Below are 22,921 nucleotides of genomic sequence, written 5' to 3'. Positions count from 1 at the left end.
CGGGGAACATGTCCCCTTCAACGAGTGGCCCGGAGGACAGCATGAGCTAGGATCGAGCCATGCGCAGGGAACCGGAACCGCCACCCCACTCCGCCGGACGCCGGCCGCACCGCGTGGCCGTCCTCGCCCTGGACGGCCTGCTGCCGTTCGAACTGGGCATCCCGCACCGCGTCTTCGGCCGCCCCCGGGACGAGCGGGGGCGCCCGCTGTACGAGGTGGTCACGTGTTCGGTCCGGCCGCCCGGCCCGGTCGAGACGGACGCCGACTTCACGGTCCACGTGCCGCACGGCCCGGAGGCCCTGGCCACCGCCGACACGGTGATCATCCCCGCCTGCTACGAGCGGGGTCCGGTCTTCGAGCGGGGCGAGCTGACGGACGAACTGGCCGCCGCGCTCGGCCGCATCCCGCCGTCCGCCCGCATCGCCTCCATCTGCACCGGGGTGTACGTCCTCGCCGCCGCCGGCCGTCTGGACGGGCGCCGGGCCACCACCCACTGGGCCGACGCGGAGCGCCTGCAACGGCTGTTCCCGCGCATCGACGTCGACCCGGACGTGCTGTTCGTCGACGACGGCGACATCCTCACCTCGGCGGGCGTCGCGGCCGGGATCGACCTGTGCCTGCACATGGTGCGGTGCGACCACGGCGCCGCCGTCGCCAACGACGTGGCCCGGCGCACGGTGGTGCCGCCGCACCGCGACGGCGGGCAGGCGCAGTACATCCGGCGGCCGGTCCCCGATCCGCAGCAGGCGTCCACCAGCGGAGCCCGCGCCTGGGCGCTGGGCCGGCTGCACGAGCCGATCCAGCTGCGCGACATGGCCGAGCGGGAGTCGATGTCGGTGCGCACCTTCACCCGTCGCTTCCGCGAGGAGACCGGAGTCAGCCCTGGGCAGTGGCTGACCCGTCAACGGGTGGAGCGCGCACGCCACTTGCTGGAGTCCACCGACCTGACGGTGGACCAGGTGGCCCGCGAGTCGGGCTTCGGCACGGCGCAGTCGATGCGGGCCCATCTCCAGGCGGCGCTCGGTGTGACGCCCACGGCCTACCGCCGGACCTTCCAGGCGGCCGCGGAGCACGAGGAGGAAGCGTCGGCGGTCCACGTCGGAGCCTGAGCCACGCAGACCCGTCCGCTTGTCCACAGCCTGTGGACAAGCGGGCGGACGACGGCGGCGGTGCGGCGCTGTGCGCCCCGAGCACGGCAGCGCCGCACCGCTCCTCGATTCCGGCGCTCCCGCGGATCCCCCGGCCCCGGGAGCAGACGCCGGATCGCGACCCGCACTCGTCGAGGACTCCCGTCAGGGCCCTCGCCGTCCCCTCGCTGCGCGTCGCTGACGACCAGCGTGATCACCTCGTCACGGCACGTCAACACCGTTTCGGGTGGTCATGCGCGACTCGCCGCAATTGCCCTGTTCGTCGGCTCGGCGCACGGGAGCACACCCGGCGCACCGGATCACACAGGGCACCGCGCGGCCGTCGCCCTGTGCCCCCGTGCTCTCCCGGAGGCGCGGCAACTTGGGTCGAGGTGCCCGCAGACCTCAGACCGCCTCGTACGCCAGCCCGTCGTACGTCGCCGCGCCGCCGCCGCAGGACGTGCCGGACCCGGGCGTCCCGCCGCAGCGGTCCAGTTCGCACCAGATGCGCTTGCCGGTGCCTTCGGTGCTCCAGCCCCAGCGGTCGGCGAGGCCGTCGACGAGGGCCAGTCCACGCCCGCCGGTCGCGTCGCCGTCGACGCAGCGCGGCACCGGCGCCCGGCCGCTGCGGTCGGCGACCTCCAGCCGGACGGTGACCTCCTCGGCCGCGTCCTGCCCGGGCAGGGACAGCCTCAGGACGGCCGGACAGCCGGTGTGCACCACGGCGTTGGTGACCAGCTCGGAGACGAGCAGGATCAGCGTCTCGGCCAGCGGCTCGTCCACCCCTATGCCGGACCCGGCCAGCCGTGAGCGGGCCCAGCGCCGGGCCCGCCCCACCTCAGCGGGGTCGGGCCGGATCTCCAGCTGCACTTGAAGCACCTGCACCGCTCACACCATCCGAACCGGCGGACACTTGGACTCGCGCCTCACGAGGGCCACGATCCTAGCCATTTTCTGCATGCCCAGAACAATGACCAGGAAAGGGATCACGGTCCGTGACTCCCTTACGGCACAGCATGGTTGACGTTGAGTCACCTCAACAAGCGCTTCGGGCATATTCCAGCGCGAAGGAGTACCCGTGCGGCATACTGTGCGACGCTCGCCACGAGGAGTCGAACGGACGGCCGCGGACGGCCCGGTCACCCGGCGGGCGCCCGCGAGAACCGGCCGGAGGGCCGCCGCCGACGGGGCGGCCCGGCCGCGATGCGCGCTCACAACGACTCGCATCCCACACAAGCTACCGGAGCCGGCCTCCGACTCCGGGCGGTGACGGGGAACCCGCCGGACGGACCCCGCTCCCGACGCTCCGTGATCAGGAGAATGCCACGATCCGTGACACGGATGTCCGGTGCGTCACTCGGGCACGGTGAAGTAGCGGGCGAACGCGGAGACGATCTCCTCCTCGCCGATGCGGCCGTCCCCGTCCGTGTCCAGCGCTCCGGCGACCTGCCCGGCGAGGTTCTCGGCGACCCCCAGCACGGTGAGTACACGCGCCGTGTTGTCCACGCCGACCGTGCCGTCCCCGGCGGTGTCGGCGACGGCGAGCGCCGCGTGCAGGAAGGGGCGGGCGATCTCGGCGAAGCGTTCGGGGTTGTCGCGCAGCCGCTTGACCGCGCCGTTCACGAACTCCTCGCGGGTGATGCGCTGGTCGCCGTCCCGGTCGGCGATGCCGGCCATGCCCTGCCAGAACGCCTCGGCCCCGACGTACAGGGCCTGGCCCCGGTCGGAACGGGCCGCGGTGTCGAACTCGGCGAGCAGCGCCTTGGCCGCGGAACTGAAGTCCTCGCGGTCGATGTAGCCGTTGCCGTCCTGGTCGAAGCCGGCGAAGCGGGCCGCGATCCTGCGCTCGTACTCGCTGGTGACCATGTCTTCTTCAGGCCGCCTTAGGTCGGAGGGTCGTCTCGCTGGGAGCGTACGGGGTGAGGGGGCAGGCAGGAGCCGGAAAGCGGTGCTTGGACCAAGTCCGGGGGAACAACGGGACACGCGTGTGACACATGTGAGGGGCGCCACGCGCGGGCGGGGGGTGAACAACGGGCGGCTCAGGCCGAGAGCGGGCGGGCGTCCTCGTCGACGGCGGAGGGGACGTCCGGGTGGATCTCGAACAGGCGGCGCACACCCAGCGCGCCGAGCACCTTGTTGACGTGGCTGCCGTCGGCGGCGCCCCGCGCCGGGAGGATCAGCCGCAGCCGGCCCTGGCAGGAGCGCAGCAGCCGGCGGGACGCTATGAGCACGCCCACCCCGCTGGAATCGCAGAACCACACCTCGGAGAGGTCGAGGACGAGCGCGTGCCGCCCCTCGGCCACCACGTCGTGCACCCGCTGCCGCAGCACCGGGGAGGTCACCAGGTCGAGCTCGCCGGAGACCCGGAGGACGGCCCATGAGCCGTTCTCCTGGTCGGTCACTTTGAAGGTCACCACCACGCCCCTCGCTCGCCGAAACGGAAGCAGTACCTACGCTTCCTTGCAGCGCGGCTGCCCACCGGCCGTTCCCTGAAACACGGCCCCAGAAACGGTTACCGAACAGAAAGGGCTTGTTTTGGTCGCCTTCGATCTGATTCGGTCGGTTCCGATCGACTCACGGTAGGGAAGGTGTGATCCGTACGGCAAACGACCTGCACCGGCGGCCTCTTACCACGGTGGGCTTCGCGAGGGGCGCACATTGCCACAAAGGGGCGTGCACGCGCGTCCGTGGCGACTACATTCGTGGCGTCGCCGGTCACACACCGGCCCCGGGCACCGACCACCCCGGGGGCCCGGGGGACGAACAGGGGGTGAGGGGCCGCATGCCGAAAAGGGACGCACCGCCCCGCTGGGACCGCAAGATGCAGCAGCGGCTCGCCCGCGGGGAGGCGGCCGCCCTCGGCGAGCTCTACGACCGCTTCGCCTCCCTGGTGCACGGCCTCGCCCACCGCGTCCTCGACGACGAACACGCCGCCGACGGCGTCACCCGCGACGTCTTCGCGCACGTCTGGCAGCATCCCGACTCCTACGATCCCCGGCAGGGCCCCCTGCGCAGCTGGCTCGCCGTCCTGACCAACCGGCTGGCGGTGCAGCGGCTGCGCACCGCCGAGACCGCCGCGCTCGCCCGGGGCGGCCCCGGCACCACCGAGGACCTGGAACGCAAGGTGCGGCACGCGACGGTGGCCGCCCGCGCCGACTACATCGTGCAGTCCATGCCCGCACCGCTGCGGGCCGCGCTGGAACTGGCGTACTTCCAGCGCCGCGACTACCGGCAGACCGCCGCCGACCTGGGCGTCACCGACGAGGAGGCGCGCCGCCGGCTGCGCCTGGGCCTGCAGTTGCTGGCCACCGCCCACGACACCGAGGCGCCGGGCGCCCCGCCCGGAATCGGAGGTGCCGCGTGAGCGGGCGCCGCCCCGAGCCGTACGGCGACCGCGACGACCGCGGCCCCCTCGCCTCCTCGACGGGCGGTCCGCCCCCGGCGCCGGAGCACCACGTGCTGAAGTCGCTGCTGGGCGCCTGGGCGCTGGCCGCCTGCGCACCCGCCGAGGCGGAGGCCGTCGAGGAGCACCTCGGCGACTGCGGGCCCTGCGCGGACGAGGCCCTGCGGCTGCGTGAGGCGGTCGGCCTGCTCCACCGGCCCGAGAGCCTCGACCTGGACCCGGCGCTGCGCACCCGCGTCCTGGAGACCTGCCTGGAGCGGCGCCCTCCGCGCATCCCGGTCCCCGAGTGGGCCACCGCCTACGACGCCGAGACGGCGCGGCTCGACGCGCTGCTCCAGGACTTCGGGGACTCCGAGTGGCACGCGCCGGTCCGGCTGCGCTGGTACGAGGGCGACGAGGCGAGCACCCGCCGCACCACGGTCGCCGGGGTCATCGCCCACCTGCTGACCGTCGACGGGCTGGTCGCGGTCGCCCTGGGCCTGGAGGACCCGCTCGGCGACGTCCGGCCCGCCCGCCCCACACCGTCCGACCGCACCGAGGCCTACTGGCACGCCGCGCGCTTCCCGCCCACCCGGGCCGTCCGCGGCCCCTGGCGGGAGCAGAGCCACCGGCTGATCCGCACGGTCTCCTTCACCGGCAGCGACACCGGCCGCATGACGGTCCCCTACGGCGACTTCGCGCTGCCGCTGCACGACGCCATGCTGGACCGGGCCTTCGAGTGCTGGGTGCACGCGGAGGACATCGCCGAGGCGGTGGACTACCCCTACGATCCGCCCTCCGGACGGCACCTGCACGACATGGTGGACCTCGCGGCCCGGTTGCTGCCGGTGGTCCTGGAGAACCGCCGCCACCACGGGCTGGCCGCCCCCGTGGAACGCCGGCTGGTGTCGGCCGGGGAGCCGGGGCGCAGCCTGCGGCTGGAGATCGAGGGTTCCGGAGGCGGGGAGTGGCTGATCCCGCTGGACTCGCCGGCGGCGAAGGGGTCGGCGGAGCATGAGGTCGCGCATGTCGCGCTGGACGGGGCGGAGTTCTGCCGGCTGGCGGCGGGGCATGTGCCTCCGCCTGAGGCTGCCGCCGGGCAGGAGGGGGACCGCGAGGCGATCAGGGACGTCCTGTTCGCCGCGGCGAGCTTGAGCCGTATGTGAGGGCGCCTTGCGTTTCGTCGGCGGGTGCGGGTACGTCCGTGGTTCTCGGCCCCCTGCGGCCCGCAGTCGCCGGCGAGACCGTGGAGCCCCGCCTCTCAGGCGAACACGACCGTACGGCGGCCGTTCAGCAGAATGCGCCGCTCGGCGTGCCACTTCACGGCCCGCGCCAGCGCCTGGCACTCCACGTCCCGCCCGACGGCGACCAGCTGATCGGGCGTGACGTCGTGCGACACCCGCTCGACCTCCTGCTCGATGATCGGCCCCTCGTCCAGGTCCGCGGTGACGTAATGAGCGGTCGCCCCGATCAGCTTCACACCCCGCGCGTGCGCCTGGTGATACGGCTTCGCACCCTTGAAGCTCGGCAGGAAGGAGTGGTGGATGTTGATGATCCGCCCCGACAACTGCTTGCACAGGTCGTCGGAGAGCACCTGCATGTAGCGGGCGAGGACGACGAGTTCGACCTCGTCCTCGCGCACGATCTCCAGCAGCCGTGCCTCCGCCTCCTGCTTGGAGTCCCTCGTCACCGGGATGTGGTGGAAGGGGATGTTGTAGGAGGCCACCAGCTCGGCGAAGTCGGTGTGGTTGGACACCACACCGGCGATCTCCACCGGCAGCGCGCCGGTCCGCGCGCGGAACAGCAGGTCGTTCAGGCAGTGCCCGAACCTGCTGACCATGAGCAGGATGCGCATCTTCTCGTCGGCCCGGTCGATGTGCCAGTCCATCTGGAAGGAGTCACCGATGGCCGCGAAGCTCGCCCGCAGCTTCTCCACGGTGACCGGCGCCTCGGCGGAGAAGTGGACGCGCATGAAGAACAGACCCGTGTCGTGGTCGCCGAACTGCTGACTGTCCTCGATGTTGCAGCCGGTCATGAACAGGTAGCTGGACACGGCGTGCACGATGCCCTGCTTGTCGGGACAGAACAGCGTGAGGACGTACTGGTCGGCCGGGGCCGCGGCTCGGGTGGACTGCTCGCTCATGGGGGAAAGGGTCGCACACCCGGGCCCGCGCCCGGCCTGCCGTTCCGCTACGCGGACCGGGTCAGGATGCGCAGCACCTCGAGCGTGCTGGGCGGCGCGTCCGGGTCGTCGCCGTCGCTCGCCGCCATCCGTACGTGCGCGTCGCGCGCCGCGCGGACCGCCTCCGGCCAGCCCTCGTGCTCCAGGTACGCGGTCACCTGGGCGTCCGGGCCGACCTGGTGCATGATCCGCAGCACGCGCAGCACCGCGGTGTCGACGAGCGCGGCCTCCTGCGAGTCACGGAAGATCGTGCCGACGTACTTCTCCGCGGACCAGTTGTCCAGCCAGGTGTCCTCGACCAGCCGGTACACGGCGTCGGTGACGTCCCCGTAGCCGGGCACGCCGGCCAGCCAGACGTCCCGCTGGAAGCCGGGGTCGGAGAGCATGTGCAGCGCGGAGCGCACATTGCTGCGCCAGCGCCACCACGGCATGTCGTTGAGTGGCATGCCGCCCATGGTGGAGGAGCGACGGCCGCGACGGGAAGAGTTCTCCGAACCTTGCACGGTCGTCGATCGTACGTTTCCCTCCCGCACCGGTCGGACGGGACCCCGCAATTCACCTCCGCGTCACCGTCCGTCGACCGAGGGTCACTCCCGGGTTCGCCGTGTGAGGGAATCGTGCGGGGGCATGACCGGCAGGCGACGCATCCGCAGCACCGTCCTCCCCTTCCCCCTCGCCCGGACCGCCCGTGCCGGCGCCCTCGCCGCAGGGGCCCTGGCGGCGTGCGCCGTGCTGGTCGCGGGATGCGGGATCGTGCCCGGGGTCACGGGGGGCTCCGGGGACGACACGATCACCGTGATGACGTGGGCGCCCGAGGACACCGGCGGACTCGGGGCCGCAGACAAGTCCGGCATGCCCGCGTTCGCCGAGGCCTACGGCCGCTGGGTCAACGCCCGGGGCGGCATCAACGGCCGCCGGCTGGAGGTGCTGACCTGCGACGAGGGTGACGACCCGCTGGCCGCCGCGCGCTGCGCCCGGCGCGCGGTCGCGGAGAACGCCGTCGCGGTGGTCGGCTCCTACAGCCGGCACGGCGACGCCTTCCTGCCCACGCTGGAGACCGCCGGCGTCCCGTACATCGGCGGCTACGGCATCACCCACGACGAGTTCACCAGCCCGCTGTCCTATCCCGTCAACGGCGGCCAGCCCGCCCTGCTGGCAGGTCTCGGCCGCACCCTCGCCGACGTGTGCGGGCCGGTCGCCCTGGTCCGGCCCGACACCATCGCGGGCGACCAGCTGCCCCCGCTGCTGGACTCGGGCCTGGCGGCGGGCGGGCACGACCCGGCCGGGGACCTGCGCGCCGCCGAGGCCGCGACCTCCTACGGCGGCACAGCCGAACAGGCGCTGGAGCACGCCGCCGCCGGTTCCGGGGAGAAGGGCTGCGTGGTACCGGCGCTCGGGGACCGCACCGGCACCTTCATGGACTCCTTCCGGCGCGCCCGCGCCGGGCACCCCGACGTGCGCACCGCGACCGTGCTGGGCAGCGTCGACCAGACGGTGCTGGACGCGTCCGGCGGGGCGTCGGGACCGTACGAGGGGGCGTACGTCACCGGCTGGTACCCGGAGGCGGGCGACGCGCGCTGGAACCCGATGAAGGAGGTGATCCGGGCGGAGGCGTTCGGCGACAACAGCATCGACCCGGCGGACGCCGGGGTGCAGACCACGTGGATCGCCTACACCGTCCTCCGGCAGGCCGTGGAGTCGCTCGGGGACGGCGACGTCAGCGCGGACACGGTGAGCGGGGCGCTGGACGGCGGCCTGAAGGTCTCCACCGGCGATCTCACGCCGACGCTGCGCTGGCGGTTCCAGGACGAGCTGGCCGCGGTCGGCCTCCCCCGCCTGGTCAACGCGAACGTGACCCTCCAGACGGTGGACCAGGGCCGCCTGGTCTCCGCCGCGAAGGGCTTCACCGACGTCACCGCCACCCTCCGCAACGCCCCCCTGTGAACACCCTCGGGGAGCGGGGTCGCTGAACGAGGCCCCTGACAAGGGCACGGGCAACCGCGACGCCCTCAAGGGGCGCGGGGAACTGCGCGATCAGCCCCCACGCACCGGCACCCGCCCCCGACCCGGAGCCCCCCGCCCCGCAGGGGCGCCCCGCCGGCCCAGCCCTACAACTGGGTCGGCGCCCGCTCGGTCAGCCCGTACTGACGAGCGATCTCGTTCCACACCTTGGACGCCTTCTTCTTCTGCTCCGTAGCCGTCCCGCTCGCCCGGTTCCCCTCCTCCGTCTCACGGGTCGACCGCGCCTGCCCCTTCTTGCACCCCTTCTTGCCCGCCGTCTGTTCCGCCCAGCGCGCGTAGTGGTCGTCGGCCGAGGCCGACGCCTTCCACGCCTTCCTCAGCGCCTCCGTCAGCGTCTGGTGCTCGGGCAGCTTGTCCACGGACAGCTGGGACAGGTCGGTCACCAGCTGGTTCCGCTGCTTCGCGGCCTCCCGCAGGTCGGACGCGGCCTTGCCGAGGTCACGGCACGACTTCACGTCCTCCACCGCGCTGATCACGGTGCTGCGGCTGTCGCCGCTGTGCGCCAGCAGCTTGTCCAGCTCGACGGCCTGCTCCCGGGCCGGGTCGGCGGACGGTGAGGCCGAGGCCTCCTCGCTCGCGGGCGCGGTGGCGGACACCGGCTGGTTCTTCCCGGAGTCGTCGTCCCCGCCGCCGCCGCTGCCGAGCAGGGCGCCCGCGCCGACGCCGACGACGGCGATGCCGACCCCGACCGCGGCGATCAGCGGCCACCGCGGGCCGCCGCCCCCGCCACCACCGCCGCCGCGTCCGCCACGGGGGGCGGGCGGTGCGGGAGGCGTGGGCGGTCCGGACGGGGTGCGGTCGGCCCGGGCGGGACGTCCGTACTCCATGCGCGGAAGCTGCTGGGTGGACCCCGCGGCGCCGCCGTCGTCGTTGCGGAAGAGGTTGTCGAACTCGGCCGGCGGCTGCCGGCTGCCGTCGTCGGGCGCGGCGCCGTAGGGCTGCGGCGGCCCGTGGTCGGTGATCGGGGCGATGAACTGGGTGGGCTCGGCGTCCGGGTTGCCGTGCTGCGGCAGCGGGCCGGAGCCGGCCGCGGGCTGCGGGGGCATGGCGAGGTTGCGGGTGGCCTCCGCGTCGTGCGCGGCGGGCATCTCGGGCGGCAGCGCGCCCGGGGCGACCGGGGGTATGTACTGGGTGGCACCCTCGTCGAGACCGCCCGCGGCGACCGGCGGGAGGAACTGCGTGGCGCCCTCGGCCCCGTCCGGGGCGGGCGGCGGCAGCGGGGCGGCCGGGTAGCCGTAGCCTCCGCCGTCCGGCGTGCCGTACCCCGCGCCGTGCCCGCCGTACGCCGCCGCGCCGCCGGTGCCGTAGCCGTCCGTGCCGGTGTGCCCGTAGCCGGCGCCCTGCTGCCCGGCGTGCGCGCCGTGGCCGTACGCGTCGGGGGTGCCGTTCGCGGCCGGGTAGCCGGCCTGGGGCGGGGTTCCCTCGGGGGGCAGCGGGCCGGGGCCCTGCCCGGCCGGGGCCTGGCCGCCGGCGTCCCAGGAGGGCTGCTGCGGCTGCCAGGAGCCGTCGCCCGCGGCGGGCCACTCCTGGCCCGCCGCCGGGGCGGGTGCCTGCTGCTGCTCTGGGCCCCAGGGGCTCCCCCAGGTCTGGCCGCCGGGCGGCGCGGAGGCGGGGAACCCGCCGGCGGGCGGGCGGCCGTCCGTGCCGCCGGGCGCCACGGGACCGGACGTCATGCCCGGCAGCAGGGGTTCACCACCGTCGGAGGGCAGCACGATGCCTTCGCGCGCGGGGCGCGCCGAGGGCTCCTCGCCCTGTCCACTCTGCGTCACCGGGACTCCTACCAATGGGGGACCTTGTGAATCGTCGGCTCACGCTACCGGGTCCCCGGAGCCCGGTGCCACGCAGCACAGAACCTGACCTCCTGCCCTGTGAGCGCGGTAACAAAACCAGGTCACCGCACGCTGATTACGTCCCCTCCTTCCCGCCCCGCCTCACGTGTCGTACGGCGTGTCACGCACGTCACGCCGCCGCCTGCAACTCCATGCGCGCCCCGAACTCCCGTACCACCGGCTCCTCGCGGTACGGCTCCAGGCGCTGCTGGAGGTCCTCCAGGTACTCGGCGCCCCGGTTGGAGCGCAGCCCGCCCAGCAGGTCCGCCGCCTTCAGGCCGGTGCTGCAGGCCTGTTCGATCTCGCGCTGCTGCACCTGGGCCGTGGCCAGCAGCACATAGCCGATCGCCCGGCGCCGGGCCCGCGAGGGCGGGTGGCCGTCCAACGACTCCTGGGCGTACCGCGCGGCGGCCTCGGGCCGGCCGAGGTCACGGTGGCAGTGCGCCAACTCGTCGGCCAGGTAAGCCTCGTCGAAGTGCGCGATCCATGGCGGGTCGTCCCCGGAGTCCGGCTCGGCGGCCTCCAGGGCGCTCACCGCGCGGCCCGCGGCGGCCTCCGCGGCCTGGGCGTCGCCCATCAGCGCGTGTCCCCGGGCCTCCGCCGCGAGGAACATCGCCTCCGCGCGGGGGGTCACGCGCCCCCGCGCGCCCTCCTGGGCCGCCCGCGCCAACTGGGCGATCTCGCGCGGGTTTCCGAGCTGCGCGGCGAGGTGGCTCATGGACGCGGCGAGCACGTACCCGCCGTAGCCCCGGTCCCCGGCCGCCTGCGCCAGCCGCAGCGCCTGGATGTAGTAGCGCTGCGCCAGGCCCGGTTGGCCGGTGTCGACGGCCATGTACCCGGCGAGTTCGGTGAGCCGGGCGACGGCGGCGAACAGGTCGCGCCCCACCGCCTCGCGGTACGACCCGGCCAGCATCCCCGAGACGACGCTGTTGAGGTAGTGCACCACGACCGGGCGGACGTGCCCGCTGCCGTACTGGTGGTCCAGGGCGACCAGCGCCTCCGTCATGGACCGCACCGCCGCCACGTCGGACTGGCCCACGCGCGGGCCGGTGGAGCGCGCCACCTGCCCGTCGGGCGCGGAGATCAGCCAGTCCCGGCTGGGCTCCACCAGCGCCGAGGCGGCGACCGAGGACCCGGACAGGAAGTCCCGCCGCCCCACGTCGCTGCGCCACAGCTCGCAGACCTGCTCGATGGCTCCCAGCACCGTCGGCGAGAACTGGAGGCCGACCCCCGACGCGAGGTTCTTGCCGTTGGCCATGCCGATCTCGTCGATCGTGACCGTACGGCCCAGCTTGCGGCCCAGCGCCTCCGCGATGATCGCCGGTGCCCGGCCCCGCGGCTGCTGGCCCCGCAGCCAGCGCGCCACCGACGTCTTGTCGTAGCGCAGGTCGAGGCCGTGTTCCGCGCCGCACATGTTGACCCTGCGGGCCAGTCCGGCGTTGGAGCATCCGGCTTCCTGGATGAGCGCCTGCAGCCGTTCGTTCGGCTGCCGGGCGACGAGCGGCCTTGCGGCCATGGCGTACCCCCTGAGGCTGCGGTGCCTGCCCACGCACCGGGTTGACGTGTTGTCCGCGGCCGTACGTCTCACGTCGTCCCGGCGAGACGTCCGGCCGGGAGGATCAATGCCCCGTCGACATACCGACAATGCGGGACATGTGAGAATTGCCGGGGTAACGGCGGTTGCCGGCCCCCCTCCTGGTTACCCCGTCGCGGTGGCGGATCCCCCCGCGCGCCCCCACGGATGCACCCATGCGCCCCGGACACGGACCCGATGCCCCTCCCCCGCGCACAGGGGCGGGCGTAACCCCTGGTGACGGCTGTAGTTGTGTTCATCGTGGAAGAGACGATCGCGGGCGCCGACGCCGTACAGATCCCGACGCAGCGCGGGGAATCGCTGCTGGACACCGCCGTGCGCTATGCCGAGGAGCGGCACTGGGACGTGGTGCCGGGCACCTGGACCGAGGTCGTCGACGGAATGCACGTCTGCTCGTGCGGTGACCTCGCGTGCTCCGCGCCGGGCGCGCACCCGGACCGCCCCGACTGGGCGGCGCAGTCCACCGGCAGCGCCACCGTCGCGCGCCGGATGTGGCAGCAGCGGCCCGACGCCTCGATCCTGCTGCCCACCGGGCGCACCTTCGACGCGATCTCCGTGCCGGAGACGGCCGGACTCCTGGCGCTGGCGCGGATGGAGCGGATGGGGCTCACGCCGGGCCCGGTGACCCGGACACCGCACCGGCGCACGGAGTTCTTCGTGCTCCCGGGGGCGGCGGCGAAGCTCCCGGAGCTGGTGCGCGACCTGGGGTGGGCGCTGCCCTCGCTCGACCTGGCCGTCCTGGGCGAGGGGTCGTACGTGGCCGCGCCGCCGACCCGGGTCGGATGCCGCGGGGCCGTGCAGTGGGTCCGCCGGCCGACCCGGGAGAACCGCTGGCTGCCGGACGCGGAGGAGCTGGCGTCCGCGCTGGCGTACGCGTGCGGCCGGGACCGGTGACCGGAGCCCCGCCCGCCCCCGCACCGTGATCCCGCGGCCCGTTCCCCTTAGGCTCGGGGCCGACGGAGGGAGACGTGGTGGGGACTGTTGCCGTACGCGTGCGGGGCCTGTGGAAGCGGTTCGGGGAGCAGGTCGCCGTCGGCGGGATCGACCTGGAACTGCCCGCCGGGCGGTTCATCGGGCTGGTCGGGCCGAACGGCGCCGGGAAGACCACCACGCTGTCCATGGTGACCGGCCTGCTGCGCCCGGACCAGGGCACCGTCGAGATCGCCGGGCACGACGTGTGGCGTGACCCGGTCGCGGTCAAGGCCCGGATCGGCGTCCTGCCGGAGGGACTTCGTCTCTTCGAGCGGCTCTCCGGGCGGGAACTGCTCGCCTACAGCGGCCGGTTGCGGGGGCTGCCCGGCGAGGAGGTCGACAAGCGCGCCACGCAGCTGCTCGACGTGCTCGGGCTGGCCGGCGCCCAGCACAAGCTCGTCGTCGACTACTCCACCGGCATGCGCAAGAAGATCGGCCTGGCCGCCGCCCTGCTGCACAACCCGGAAGTGCTGTTCCTGGACGAGCCGTTCGAGGGCGTGGACCCGGTGTCCGCGCAGACCATCCGGGGCGTCCTGGAGCGCTACACGGCGTCCGGCGCCACGGTGGTGTTCTCCTCGCACGTGATGGAGCTCGTGGAGTCGCTGTGCGACTGGGTGGCGGTGATGGCCGCGGGCCGCATCCGTGCCCACGGCCCGCTCGCCGAGGTCCGCGGCGACGCCCCCACCCTCCAGCGGGCGTTCCTCGAACTGGTCGGCGCCGACAGCCGCGACGCCGGTTCCGACCTCGACTGGCTGGGCGGCGGGGCCCGGTGAGCGCGCCCGCGATCACCCCCGTCGTCGTACGGCTGAAGCTGTCGCTGCTGCGCAACGGCCTGCGCCAGTCCGGCGGCCGCCGCGCCGCGTACATCGCCTCCGCCGTCTTCGCCCTGCTGTTCGCCGCGCTCCAGGTGCTCGGACTCGTCGCGCTGCGCGGCTTCGGCCACGTCGAGTCGCTGGTCGTGCTGCTGGTGGCGGTGCTGGCCCTCGGCTGGGCGGTGATGCCGCTGTTCTTCCCCGGCGGCGACGAGACCCTCGACCCGACCCGCCTGGTGATGCTGCCGCTGCGCCCGCGATCCCTGGTCCGGGCCCTGCTGGCGGCCTCCCTGGTGGGCATCGGACCGCTCTTCTCGCTGTGCCTGCTGACCGGTTCGGTGATCGCCGTCGCGCACGGCGCGGCGGCCTTCGCGGTGGGCGTCTTCGCCGCCCCGCTGGCGCTGCTGGTGTGCGTGGCCCTCGCGCGGGCCGTGGCCGCGGCGAACGTACGGCTGCTCACCAGCCGCAAGGGCCGCGACCTCGCGGTGCTCAGCGGTCTGGTCATCGCGATCGGCGCGCAGGTGGTCAACTTCGGCGCGCAGCAGCTCGGTTCGTCCGGTCTGGAGCAGCTGGACCCGGTGGCGGACGTGCTGCGCTGGTTCCCGGCCGCGTCGGCGGTCGGCGCCGTGCACACGGCCGGCGAGGGGTCGTACGGCGTCGCGGCGGCGCAGCTGGCGGTGAGCGCGGCGGCGCTGGCGGCGCTGCTGGTGCTGTGGTCGCGCTCCCTGACCCGGCTGATGACCGCGCCGGACGGCTCCACGCTGCAGGCGGGGGACTCCGCGGTGCGCGACCGCCCCTCGCCCGGACTCGGACGCCTGCTGCCGCAGGGCAGGACCGGCACGGTGATGGAGCGCAGCCTGCGCTACATCTGGCGCGACCCGAAGACGAAGGCGGCGTGGGTGACGTCGCTGGCGATCGGCCTGATCGTGCCGGTGTTCAACGCCTGGCAGGGCACCGGCTCGGTGTACTTCGCCTGTTTCGCCGCCGGGATGCTCGGCATCCAGATGTACAACCAGTTCGGGCAGGACACCTCCGCCTTCTGGATGGTCGCGACGACCATCTCCTCCACCCGTGACGCCTACGTCGAACTGCGCGCCCGCGCCCTGGCGCTGCTGCTGATCACCCTGCCGTACGCCACGCTCGTCACCGTGCTGACGACGGCGATGCTGGACGACTGGACGCGGCTGCCGGAGGCGCTGGGCCTGTCCTTCGCGCTGCTCGGCGCGATGCTCGCGACCGGCGCGTGGACCTCGGCCCGCTTCCCGTACTCCGTGCCGCAGGAGGGCTACAAGAACGTCGCCCCCGGCCAGGTCGGGCTCGCCTGGATCTCGATCTTCGGCGGCATGATGGCCGCGGCCCTGCTGTGCCTCCCGGTGATCGCCGCCACCATCTGGCTGAACCTCGCCGAGGGCGGCCAGGACCTCCGGTGGCTCCTGCTCCCCGTGGGCACGGTCTACGGGGCGCTGCTGGCCCTGGGCGGTCTGCGTCTCGCCGCGCCCCGGACGGCCGGCCGGCTCCCGGAGATCATCGCGGCGGTCAGCAAGGGCTGACCGCGCCCGGCCGAGGCGTGGGAAAACCGGTTGGCGGCCGGGGTGGCCGGTGCTACGGTCCCGGAGGCCGTGCGAGAGAGCGAGGAGGTGGTACCCGTGAACGCCGTACTGACATGGGTGCTCCCCTCCGGGGTCACGGTCGGGCGATAGGCAGGTCGTCCGGGAGCGCCGTCTCCGCGCACTCCCGAAAGGCACCACCATGCGTGTCATCTCCGAGAAGCACCTCGACGACGGTCTCCTGGAACGCGAGTTCACCCTCGGCGAGATCCCCGGCCTGCTGTGGACGCCGCCGGCCGCGTCAGCCGCCGCGCCGGCGCCGCTGATCCTGCTCGGCCACCCCCCGCTGGGCCTGCGCGCGATGTATCCCCGGCTGGTGACCCGGGCCCGCCGGGCCGCGGCGGACGGTTTCGCGACGGCCACCGTCGAGCTCCCCGGCAGCGGCGACCGGCCCGCGTGGCCGGCCCTGGACGAGGCCCGCGCCGGTCTCCGGCGGGCGATGCGGGCGGGCGGTCCGGTCGGCGACGAGACCGTCGACGCGCTCGTCCTCCCGCTGGTCGAACGGGCGGTCCCGGAATGGCGGTCCGCCCTGGACGCGCTGCTGGCGCTGCCCGGCATCGGCGGTCCGGTCGGCTACTCGGGCGGGCTGATCTCCGTCGGCATCGGGCTGGCGGTGGCCGACCCGCGCATCGAGGCCGCCGTCCTGTTCGCGGGGAGCCTGGTGCCCCGGGTCATGTTCGAGGAGGCCCGGCGGGTGACCGTGCCGCTGCACGTCCTGCTGCAGTGGGACGACGAGGGGAACGAGCGGCAGGCGGCCCTGGACCTGTTCGACGCCTTCGGTTCCGGGGAGAAGTCGCTGCACGCCCATCTGGGCGGCCACACCGGCGTCCCCGAGCACGCGGGGGACGCCGCGGCGCGGTTCCTCGCGCGGCATCTGAAGGCCGCCTGACGCCGGCCTCGCGGGGGCTCGGGCCGCGGCTGGCGGCTCGGGCTCCCCGGAGCCCTCACGTCTCGTCGAGGGTTTCCGGAGCCCTCACGTCTCGTCGAGGGTCTCCAGGAACGGTTCGATGGCGGAGAACCAGGCGTCGGGCTGGTCGTAGTGGACCAGGTGGCCGGCGTCGGCGACCTCGGCGTACCGGCCGCGGGGCAGGACCCGGACCATCTCCTGGGCCTCCGCGCGGCCCAGTTCGCCGTCCAGGCCGCGCACCACCAGGGCGGGGCAGCGGACCTGGGCCAGTTCCTCCCAGTGCGCGTCGTACACCCAGGTCTCGCGGGAGCGGAGCATCTGGTCCAGTTCGAAGACCGGGCGCCAGCCGTCGGGGGACTCGGCCATCACCTCGGCGTAGAACTCGCCGCGGGCCGGGTTGGGCCGCTCCACCCAGGGGTCGTCCTCGCCGAACCACTTGCGCACGTCGGCGAGGGTCGCGAACGGCACGGGCCAGGAGGCGAACCACTCCGCCCACTCGCGCTGGGAGGCGCCCCCGAGGGCGGAGGCGCGCATGTCGCAGATGATCAGGCCGCGGACCAGGTCGGGGCGTTTGGCGGCCAGCTGCCAGGCGGTCAGCGCGCCCATCGCGTGGCCGATGAGGACGGCGGGTCCGAGGCCGAGCTGTTCGAGGGCGGCCTCCGCGTCGTCGACGTAGGCGCCGCGGGTGAAGGAGGCGTCCGAGGGTTTCTCGCTGCGGCCGTGGCCGCGCTGGTCGAGGGCGATCGCGCGGTGGCGCGCGGAGAGCCGGCGGGCGGTGGACGCCCAGTGCGAGGCGCGGCCCATCAGGCCGTGCAGTAACAGCACGCCGGGGGCGTCCGCGCCGGCGTCCGCCACCGGGCCGGGCCCGTTCTTGGCCGGGTCGCCGAACTCCCAGGCGGCCAGACGTACGCCGTCCGCCCCTGTCACGTCGATGCGTCGCGCCATGGTCTGGCACCCCCCAAGCTCGCTGCCTGCCCACTGCCTGCCGCCGGTCCACCGGACCCGTCGGTCCGCCGGCTCCTGCCTGTCACCACTGCCGCACGTTATCGAATGAGCATTCGAAAATACCCGTCTGCCCGGCAACACCCCTCGTTCGAGTGACCCCGTTCGGGGATTGACCGCCGTGGCCCGGGGGAGATTTTCAGCGGGAGGCGGACCGCTCGGGGAAAACGGTCCGAGGGGAATGACCCTGGGAGCTCGGGGCTCCGGGTCAGCACAGGGGAGGACAGGCCCCGGCGCCGCACGGCGCCGGGGCTCCTCACGTGGTCACGGCACATCGTCCCGCCCCTCCCCGGCCGGGCGTCCAGGTCGTCCGGCCAAGAACCCCTCAGGTCATATGCCTCACGCGACAGCCTCGCACGCCGGCCGGGGAGGCGCTGCGATTCGGCACAACGGATCCCGGATTCGGCGCGTTCGTCACCGCGAGCGTGAGGCCTTCGCCCCCGCGGGGCCGCGGGTCAGGGCTTGGCGACGAAGACGTGCGAGGCGACCTCCGACTCCAGCTCGGCCGCCTCGCCGCTGCTGCCCACCAGCACCCCGCCCGCCGACTCCGTCACGCTCACCACCGAGCCGGGCTGCACGCCCGCCCGGCGCAGCGAGTACATCAGCTGCGCGTCCGTCTGGATCGGCTCGCCGATCCGGCGCACGACGACCGTCTTGCCCTCGGCGCCCGGGTCCAGGTCGGCCAGCGACACCATGCCCTCGTCGAGGAAGGGGTCGGCGCCGTCCGTCTCGCCCAGCTCCTCCAGGCCCGGGATCGGGTTGCCGTACGGCGACTCGGTGGGGTGCCGCAGCAGCTCCAGGACGCGGCGCTCGACGGCCTCGCTCATCACGTGCTCCCAGCGGCACGCCTCGGCGTGCACCTGCTCCCACTCCAGGCCGATCACGTCGACCAGCAGACACTCGGCGAGACGGTGCTTGCGCATCACGCGGGTGGCCAGCCGGCGGCCCTCCTCCGTGAGCTCCAGATGGCGGTCCGGGGCGACGGACACCAGACCGTCGCGCTCCATCCGGGCCACCGTCTGGCTGACCGTCGGCCCGCTCTGGTCGAGCCGCTCGGCGATCCGGGCGCGCATGGGGACCACACCTTCCTCCTCCAGCTCGAGGATGGTGCGGAGATACATCTCCGTGGTGTCGATCAGTCCGGACATACGTGCCCCTCGATGAGATCTGCGGATTGGCTCTGCCGGAGGCTGGACTGCTCACCGGCGTGTGCGCTGGCCCGAGCTTCAATTCTTACGCATACGGCCGACAACCGGGCCGCGCCCCGGAAACGAGGGGGCTCAGCCCTGGGAAACCGGCCCGCGCCACCACCGTATTGACACGGCAGTGGTCCAGACCGCACGGTGATCGGCGACGTGTCCGCCCCGAAGGGAAGCCGCATGAGCGACCGCACGCCCGCCGGTCAGTTCCTCGACGCCGCGATCGGGCTGCTGCGGCGGCTGCGCGACGAGGAGGCCGAGCCGATCGCGGCCGCGGGCACCCTGCTCGCCGACGCGGTCGCCGACGGCGGACGGCTCTTCGCCTTCGGCGCGGGCCACTCCTCGCTCGCCGCGCAGGACCTCGTCTACCGGGCCGGCGGTCTCGCCCTGATGAACCTGCTCACCGTGCCGGGCATGGTGGGCGTCGACGTGATGCCGGCGACCCTGGGCTCCGCGCTGGAGCGGGTGGACGGGCTGGCGAGCGTGGTGCTGGAGTCCTCGCCGCTGCGGGAGGGCGACGTCCTGGTGATCATCTCCCTGTCCGGGCGCAACGCGCTGCCGGTGGAGATGGCGATGAAGGCCCGCACGATGGGCGTACGGGTGATCGGCGTGACGTCGGTGGCCTACGCGTCCGAGACCTCCTCGCGGCACTCCTCGGGGACGTTCCTCAAGGACCACTGCGATCTGGTGCTCGACTCGGGCATCGCGGTCGGCGACGCGGAGCTCACCTGGGACGGCGTGCCCGCGCCGTTCGCGCCGGCGTCCACGGTCGTCACCTCGGCGCTGCTGCAGGCGGTCATGGCCACCGCCGCGGCCGCCCTCGCCGACCGCGGGATCGAGCCGCCGCTGCTGCGCTCGGGCAACGTGGACGGCGGCCACGACTGGAACGCCCGCGTGATGACCGAGTACGGCGACCGCATCTTCTACCACCACTGACGCCCGTACGCCCCTGGCGCTCGTACGTGCCGCTCAGCGGTCCTCGGGGAGCAGGGCCGCCAGGTCCAGGGCCGTGGCGATGTGGGCGGCGACGTCCTCCGCGTACATGGCGTCGGAGCGTTCGAACGTCGTGCGGTTCGCGGTCCGCAGAAACGTCACGGCACCGAGCGTGCGTCCCCTGCTGCGCAGCACCGTGCACAGCGCGTGCACCGCGTCCTCGGGCCACTGCCGCGCCAGCGCCCACTTCCGGGCCGCCTCCGCCGGCAGCGAGCCCGCGCCGGCCCGCACCGACCCGGCCCGCTCCACGCACTGCAGCGCCGGATGCCCCTCGGCGTAGCGCGTCGGCAGCCCCGCCCGGCCGTCCAGCCTGCTGGGCCCCGGCACCCCGGAGGGCGTGGCCGCGATGCGTACGAGCCGCACCCGGTCGGTGTCCTCGCCGCCGCCCGCCACGCGGTCGATGAGGGCGTGATCGGCGAAACCGGCGAGCGCGAAGTCCAGGTGGACCGTCGCCGCCTCCGCCGGGTCCTCGCACTCGGCCGCCGCACGCGCCGCGCGGTGCAGCTGCTGCGCGCGGAACCGCAGCAGCGACGCCTCCTGCTCGCCCTGCCGGGAGTCGGTCACGTCCTGGAACAGCCAGCCGACGCCCAGCGGTACCGGTTCCTCGGCGAGCGGCGACGCCAGCCGCACGAACCCGCTGCGCCAGCACCGCCGGCGCTCCCCCTCCGGTGTGCGCACGCTCACCCACAGCTCGGCCGGCGCGGGCGGCGCGCCCTCGGCCAGCACATGCGTCAGGGCGCTCTCCAGCTCCTCCACGCCCTGGGTCAGCAGCTCGCCCAGCGGGCGCCCCAGCACGGACGTACGCCCGGCACCCAGCGCCCGCGCGGCGTGCGCGTTCACCACGGCGGGCCGCAGGTCGGCGTCGACCAGGACGACACCCCAGCTCGCGTCCTCCAGCAGCGCCTCGCTCAGCGCGATCGAGCGCTCCAGGTCGATCTGCGCGTGCACCTCGCTGAACGCGCAGTACACCCCGGCGGGCTTGCCGTCCGGGCCGCGTACGGCCGCGGACTGGGTGCGCACCAGCACCCGGCCGCCGTCCTTGGTCAGCAGCGCGAACTCGTTCACCTGGCGGCCCGGCGCGTCCATGGCCGACATCAGCCGCGCCTCGACCTCCTCGGCGTCCGCGCTGCGCACGGCCCACCCGGCGAACCCGGCCCGGCCCACGGCCTCGGCGGCGGTCCAGCCGAGGACGCGCTCGGCCTCGCGGTTCCAGTGCGTCACCACACCGTCCGCGTCGAAGGCGCACAGGGCCGCGTCCATGCCGTCGAGCAGCGCCGCGAGCAGATCGGAGCCGGACGGCCCCTCCCGCTCGGGCTCGGGCCCTTCCGGCCCGAGCTCGTCGGTGGCCCCACTACGCCGGGATGCACTCACCTGGACCCCCTGCAGGCTGTGTCCGCCCGTACGGCACGACGGTTCGCTCACTTGCAATCATTCAACTTGAACGTGACTCAGCGCACATCGAGTTCTCGACAAGATTGTGGGAATTGTTGCCCGCCGACCTCGTACCCACGCTTTCACGAGGGAAAAGTCCTCAACCGGAACGTCAGCCAGACATCGGTCTCCCCGGGCAGGACGTACCGCTCGGTCTCGTCCAATCCCCGCGCGCGGGCGAACCGGACGCCGTCCCCGTTCGCGGCGAGCACCACCGTCTCGACGGCCGCGGCGCCCGCCGCCCGCGCGTGCTCATGACCGGCCTCGTGGAGCGCGGACCCGAAGCCCTTACGCGCGGGCGCCCGGAGGACGGCTCCGCGGACGGTCCGGAAAAAAGTGGTTGATCCTGCGGCGAGCGGTTCTTACAGTGGCGGTACTTCGGAAAGGAGGTGGTTCGGCAGATGTATGACAACCGGACGGAAGAGGTGGCTGCGGGCTAGTGGCCCGCCGCCGTACTCGGTTCGGCGCCGGACCGGCGTGCGAGTGATGCACGCAACCGGCCCAATCCAACGCAGTCACCCGACCCGCGAGTCGCCGGTATCGTCCGGCCGGCTCCCCCGAGGGGGAACCAGACTCGCGGGTCGCCTGCGTTCTCCGGGATTTCTCCGGAGGGCTCCCGGAGGATGGTCCCGGCGCGCGGTCAGCGCGCGATGGACCCGTACCCCTCGATCTCCCGCGGGTCGCGCGAACCCGGGCCCACGTAGCGGGCCGACGGGCGGACCAGACGGCCCGTGCGCTTCTGCTCCAGGATGTGCGCCGACCAGCCGGCGGTCCGGGCGCAGGTGAACATCGACGTGAACATGTGCGCCGGCACCTCGGCGAAGTCCAGCACGATCGCGGCCCAGAACTCCACGTTCGTGGCCAGCACGCGGTCCGGGCGGCGGGAGTGCAGCTCGGCCAGCGCGGCCTTCTCCAGCGCCTCGGCGACCTCGAAGCGCGGGGCACCCAGCTCACGGGCGGTGCGGCGCAGCACGCGGGCCCGCGGGTCCTCCGCGCGGTAGACGCGGTGGCCGAATCCCATCAGGCGCTCGCCCTTGTCGAGGGCCTGCTTGACGTACGCCTCGGCGTCCCCGGTGCGCTCGATCTCCTCGATCATGCCCAGCACGCGCGAGGGCGCGCCGCCGTGCAGCGGGCCGGACATGGCACCGACGGCCCCGGAGAGGGCGGCCGCGACGTCCGCGCCGGTGGAGGCGATGACCCGGGCGGTGAACGTGGAGGCGTTCATCCCGTGCTCGGCGGCCGACGTCCAGTACGCGTCGACGGCGGCGACGTGCTTGGGGTCGGGCTCGCCGCGCCAGCGGATCATGAAGCGCTCGACGACCGACTCGGCCTTGTCGATCTCGCTCTGCGGCACCATCGGCAGCCCCTGGCCGCGCGCCGACTGGGCGACGTACGACAGGGCCATGACGGCGGCGCGTGCGAGGTCGTCGCGGGCCTGCGCGGCATCGATGTCGAGGAGCGGTTTCAGGCCCCAGACGGGGGCCAGCATGGCGAGCGCGGACTGCACGTCGACGCGGATGTCACCGGAGTGCACGGGGATGGGGAACGGCTCGGCCGGCGGCAGCCCGGGGGCGAACGCCCCGTCGACGAGCAGCCCCCAGACGTTGCCGAAGGAGACGTGACCGACCAGATCCTCGATGTCGACGCCCCGGTAGCGGAGGGCACCGCCCTCCTTGTCCGGTTCGGCGATCTCCGTCTCGAACGCGACGACTCCTTCGAGCCCGGGTACGAAGTCGGACATCAGGCGGCTCCTTCTGGTGGGTGACAGATGGTGTTGTGGGGTGGGACGACCATGTGTCGTGGCGCGGTCGGCGTGGGTCCGTGGGATCCGCGGTCGGCTCGGGAGGACTCGCGGTCGTGGA

20 protein-coding genes are annotated in these 22,921 nt (G+C 73.8%); 9 read left to right on the top strand and 11 right to left on the bottom strand.

The features are described 5' to 3' along the window. Positions 1-59 precede the first annotated feature (59 nt). The gene (locus ACIF8S_RS13795) at positions 60-1,109 is read left to right on the top strand and encodes a GlxA family transcriptional regulator (RefSeq protein ID WP_399999287.1); all 1,050 of its coding nucleotides are present in this window, start codon (positions 60-62) and stop codon (positions 1,107-1,109) included. 423 nt (positions 1,110-1,532) lie between these two features. On the opposite strand, the gene ACIF8S_RS13790 is transcribed toward ACIF8S_RS13795, so the two are convergent. The 3 genes from ACIF8S_RS13790 to ACIF8S_RS13780 form a co-directional block, all read right to left on the bottom strand. Then, positions 1,533-1,997, bottom strand: coding sequence for an ATP-binding protein (locus ACIF8S_RS13790; RefSeq protein WP_399999459.1), 465 nt, complete (start codon positions 1,995-1,997; stop codon positions 1,533-1,535). Positions 1,998-2,480: 483 nt separating this feature from the next. Further along, a complete protein-coding gene (locus ACIF8S_RS13785; RefSeq protein WP_349798718.1) occupies positions 2,481-2,993 on the bottom strand; it encodes an EF-hand domain-containing protein in 513 nt (170 codons plus the stop codon). A 173-nt stretch (positions 2,994-3,166) separates the two neighbouring features. Continuing rightward, positions 3,167-3,547 carry an STAS domain-containing protein gene (locus ACIF8S_RS13780; RefSeq protein ID WP_349798720.1) on the bottom strand — a complete coding sequence of 127 codons (381 nt, stop codon included), beginning with the start codon at positions 3,545-3,547 and terminating at the stop codon, positions 3,167-3,169. Positions 3,548-3,909: 362 nt separating this feature from the next. Here ACIF8S_RS13780 and ACIF8S_RS13775 point away from each other — a divergent pair, with 362 nt between their 5' ends. Further along, positions 3,910-4,491, top strand: coding sequence for a sigma-70 family RNA polymerase sigma factor (locus ACIF8S_RS13775; protein WP_399999286.1), 582 nt, complete (start codon positions 3,910-3,912; stop codon positions 4,489-4,491). Further along, positions 4,488-5,675, top strand: a complete 1,188-nt coding sequence (locus ACIF8S_RS13770) for a maleylpyruvate isomerase N-terminal domain-containing protein (protein ID WP_399999285.1) — start codon at positions 4,488-4,490, stop codon at positions 5,673-5,675. The genes ACIF8S_RS13775 and ACIF8S_RS13770 overlap by 4 nt, the downstream gene beginning before the upstream one ends. A gap of 95 nt (positions 5,676-5,770) precedes the next feature. Here the strand turns inward: ACIF8S_RS13770 and purU are convergent, their stop codons facing one another. Together purU and ACIF8S_RS13760 are read right to left on the bottom strand one after the other, a co-directional pair. Next, positions 5,771-6,652: a formyltetrahydrofolate deformylase gene (gene purU, locus ACIF8S_RS13765; protein WP_399999284.1), complete on the bottom strand. Its 882-nt coding sequence runs from the start codon at positions 6,650-6,652 to the stop codon at positions 5,771-5,773. Between the two features lie 47 nt (positions 6,653-6,699). After that, on the bottom strand, positions 6,700-7,146 hold the full coding sequence (locus ACIF8S_RS13760; RefSeq protein ID WP_024884252.1) for a hypothetical protein: 447 nt from the start codon (positions 7,144-7,146) through the stop codon (positions 6,700-6,702). Positions 7,147-7,318: 172 nt separating this feature from the next. Between ACIF8S_RS13760 and ACIF8S_RS13755 the strand changes: the two genes are divergently transcribed. Continuing rightward, positions 7,319-8,635 carry an ABC transporter substrate-binding protein gene (locus ACIF8S_RS13755; protein WP_399999282.1) on the top strand — a complete coding sequence of 439 codons (1,317 nt, stop codon included), beginning with the start codon at positions 7,319-7,321 and terminating at the stop codon, positions 8,633-8,635. 164 nt (positions 8,636-8,799) lie between these two features. Here ACIF8S_RS13755 and ACIF8S_RS13750 read toward each other — a convergent pair whose 3' ends face one another. Together ACIF8S_RS13750 and ACIF8S_RS13745 are read right to left on the bottom strand one after the other, a co-directional pair. After that, complete coding sequence (locus tag ACIF8S_RS13750) at positions 8,800-10,482, bottom strand: hypothetical protein (protein ID WP_399999281.1); 1,683 nt, start codon at positions 10,480-10,482, stop codon at positions 8,800-8,802. A 190-nt stretch (positions 10,483-10,672) separates the two neighbouring features. After that, entirely contained in the window at positions 10,673-12,058 is a 1,386-nt protein-coding gene (locus ACIF8S_RS13745; RefSeq protein ID WP_399999280.1) for a transcriptional regulator, read from the bottom strand. 309 nt (positions 12,059-12,367) lie between these two features. Between ACIF8S_RS13745 and ACIF8S_RS13740 the strand changes: the two genes are divergently transcribed. The 4 genes from ACIF8S_RS13740 (at position 12,368) to ACIF8S_RS13725 (ending at position 16,416) form a co-directional block, all read left to right on the top strand. Further along, positions 12,368-13,030: a bifunctional DNA primase/polymerase gene (locus ACIF8S_RS13740; RefSeq protein WP_399999458.1), complete on the top strand. Its 663-nt coding sequence runs from the start codon at positions 12,368-12,370 to the stop codon at positions 13,028-13,030. A gap of 74 nt (positions 13,031-13,104) precedes the next feature. Continuing rightward, positions 13,105-13,881, top strand: coding sequence for an ABC transporter ATP-binding protein (locus tag ACIF8S_RS13735; RefSeq protein ID WP_399999278.1), 777 nt, complete (start codon positions 13,105-13,107; stop codon positions 13,879-13,881). Then, complete coding sequence (locus ACIF8S_RS13730; RefSeq protein WP_399999277.1) at positions 13,878-15,470, top strand: transporter; 1,593 nt, start codon at positions 13,878-13,880, stop codon at positions 15,468-15,470. Before ACIF8S_RS13735 ends, ACIF8S_RS13730 begins: the two co-directional genes overlap by 4 nt. Before the next feature lie 199 nt (positions 15,471-15,669). Further along, on the top strand, positions 15,670-16,416 hold the full coding sequence (locus ACIF8S_RS13725; protein WP_399999276.1) for an alpha/beta hydrolase: 747 nt from the start codon (positions 15,670-15,672) through the stop codon (positions 16,414-16,416). A gap of 84 nt (positions 16,417-16,500) precedes the next feature. On the opposite strand, the gene ACIF8S_RS13720 is transcribed toward ACIF8S_RS13725, so the two are convergent. Continuing rightward, positions 16,501-17,379, bottom strand: a complete 879-nt coding sequence (locus tag ACIF8S_RS13720) for an alpha/beta fold hydrolase (protein WP_399999275.1) — start codon at positions 17,377-17,379, stop codon at positions 16,501-16,503. Positions 17,380-17,891: 512 nt separating this feature from the next. Continuing rightward, positions 17,892-18,584: a metal-dependent transcriptional regulator gene (locus ACIF8S_RS13715; RefSeq protein WP_024884243.1), complete on the bottom strand. Its 693-nt coding sequence runs from the start codon at positions 18,582-18,584 to the stop codon at positions 17,892-17,894. A 231-nt stretch (positions 18,585-18,815) separates the two neighbouring features. Here ACIF8S_RS13715 and ACIF8S_RS13710 point away from each other — a divergent pair, with 231 nt between their 5' ends. After that, positions 18,816-19,571 (top strand): SIS domain-containing protein, encoded by a 756-nt coding sequence (locus tag ACIF8S_RS13710; protein WP_399999274.1) that lies wholly within the window; start codon positions 18,816-18,818, stop codon positions 19,569-19,571. Between the two features lie 33 nt (positions 19,572-19,604). Here the strand turns inward: ACIF8S_RS13710 and ACIF8S_RS13705 are convergent, their stop codons facing one another. Together ACIF8S_RS13705 and ACIF8S_RS13700 are read right to left on the bottom strand one after the other, a co-directional pair. Then, positions 19,605-20,999, bottom strand: coding sequence for a PAS domain-containing protein (locus ACIF8S_RS13705; RefSeq protein WP_349798745.1), 1,395 nt, complete (start codon positions 20,997-20,999; stop codon positions 19,605-19,607). 700 nt (positions 21,000-21,699) lie between these two features. Then, on the bottom strand, positions 21,700-22,800 hold the full coding sequence (locus ACIF8S_RS13700; RefSeq protein WP_399999272.1) for a citrate synthase 2: 1,101 nt from the start codon (positions 22,798-22,800) through the stop codon (positions 21,700-21,702). Positions 22,801-22,921: the final 121 nt, after the last annotated feature.

It is taken from the genome of Streptomyces sp. NPDC085937 (assembly GCF_044540535.1).
Taxonomy (GTDB): domain Bacteria; phylum Actinomycetota; class Actinomycetes; order Streptomycetales; family Streptomycetaceae; genus Streptomyces.
This window is presented reverse-complemented; position numbering and strand designations above follow the sequence as displayed.